Annotated in this window: 2 protein-coding genes; both read right to left on the reverse strand. The window is 76.2% G+C overall.

Annotated features, from left to right (window positions below; translation table 11 throughout):
- Positions 1-231 (reverse strand): polyketide synthase docking domain-containing protein (locus tag AB0I98_RS49805; RefSeq protein WP_362953158.1); only part of this gene is annotated, 231 nt, incomplete at its 3' end.
- 30 nt (positions 232-261) lie between these two features.
- Positions 262-1,659, reverse strand: coding sequence for an SDR family NAD(P)-dependent oxidoreductase (locus AB0I98_RS49810; protein ID WP_362953160.1), 1,398 nt, complete (start codon positions 1,657-1,659; stop codon positions 262-264).
- Positions 1,660-1,820: the final 161 nt, after the last annotated feature.

Below are 1,820 nucleotides of genomic sequence, written 5' to 3' on the forward strand. Positions count from 1 at the left end.
CGAGACCGCGTCCGTCCCCGACATGACCAGCTCCCACAGCCCCTCCGGGGAACTGACCCCGCCGGGGAAACGGCACGCCATGCCGACGATCGCGAGGGGCTCGGTGCCGCGTTCCTCGGCCGCGCGCAGCTGTTCGCGGGTCTCGTGCAGTTCGGCCATGGCGCGGCGCAGATAGTCGCGGAGGCGGACTTCGTTGCCGGTGGCTTCCTGGTGGGCGTCGTTTGCGGACACAGCTCTCCCCTGGAGGTTCGGTGCAGGGCTTCAGGCGGTGCGGAAGCCGCTGTCGAGCAGCTGGAACAGCTCGTCGTCGGAGGCGGATCGGAGTAGGTCGGTGACGTGGTGCGGGTCGGGTGCGCCCGGCTCGGGCGCGGTGGTCTGCTCGGGTGCGGCGGTGTTGCCGAGTCCGTCGATCAGGGCGCTGAGCCGTGCGGTGACGGTCTGCCGGGCGTTGTCGTCGAGGTCGGCCCGGGCGGTGGCGTCGGCGAGTTGCCCGAGCAGGGTGAGTACGGCGGCCTCGGCGCCCGGCAGTTGCTGGTCGAGGTGGTCGGCGAGGGCCTGGGGGGTCGGGTGGTCGAAGACGAGGGTCGCGGTCAGCCGCAGGCCGGTCGCGGCGGTGAGCCGGTTGCGCAGGTCGACGGCGGTGAGCGAGTCGAAGCCGGCTTCCTTGAAGGTGACCTCGGGCGTGATCCGGGCCGGGTCGGCGTGCCCGAGTACGGTCGCGACCTCGGTGCGCACGAGGTCGGTCAGGAGCGCGGAGCGTTCGGCGCGGGGCAGGTGGGCGATCCGGTCGGCGAGCGGGGCGCGGGCCGGTGCGGGCCCCTCGGGTGCGGCCGGGCGGCGGGTGGGCGGCGGCGTGTGTCCGCGCAGCAGCGGGGGCAGTTGGCGGTCGGTGTCCCGGGCGGCGGGGTCCAGGCGCAGGGGCAGCAGGACGGGTTCGGGGCGGGCGCAGGCGGTGTCGAAGAGGGCGAGCGCCTGCGGCGGGGGCAGGGCGACGAGGCCGCTGCGGTGCAGCCGGGCGGCGTCGGCGCCGGTGAGTGCGCCGGCCATGCCGTCGCCGGCCCAGGGGCCCCAGGCGAGGGAGGTGGCGGGCAGGTTCTGGGCGTGCCGCCAGGAGGCGAAGGCGTCCAGGTAGGCGTTGGCGGCGGCGTAGGTGGCCTGTCCGGCGCTGCCGAACAGGCCCGCGGCGGAGGAGAACAGGACGAACGCGTCGAGGTCTAGTTCCCGGGTCAGCTCGTGCAGCACGCGCACCGCGTCGGTCTTCGGCCGCAGGACGGCGTCCAGGCGGGCGGGGTCCTGGGCGGTGAGCAGACCGTCGTCGAGGACGCCGGCGGTGTGGACGACGGCGGTCAGCGGCCGGTCGGCCGGGATGCCGGCGAGGAGCGCGGCGACGGCGTCGCGGTCGGCCGCGTCGCAGGCGGCGATCGTCACATCGGCGCCGAGGCCTTCGAGTTCGGTCCTGAGCCGGTCCGCTTGGGGGGTGTCGGGGCCGCGCCGGCCGGTGAGCAGCAGGTGCCGTATGCCGTGCGTGGTGGCCAGGTGGCGGGCGACGGCGGCGCCGAGGCCGCCGAGGCCGCCGGTGACGAGCACGGTGCCGTCCCGGTTCCAGGCGAAGCCGTGCGCGGCGCCCTCGGCGCGGACGACGGCCGGGGCGAAGGGCACGCCGGCGCGGACGGCGAGCTGGTCGGCGCCGTCGCGGCGGGTGAGTAGGGCGGGCAGGGCGGCGTGCGCCCCCGGCCGCCCCGACCCGTTACAACCCGGTCGGCCAGTATCGGCGCACCTTCACGGTCCCGAAGGACTGGGCGGGCCGGCGGACCTTCCTG

It is taken from the genome of Streptomyces sp. NPDC050211 (assembly GCF_040656035.1).
Lineage (GTDB): Bacteria > Actinomycetota > Actinomycetes > Streptomycetales > Streptomycetaceae > Streptomyces.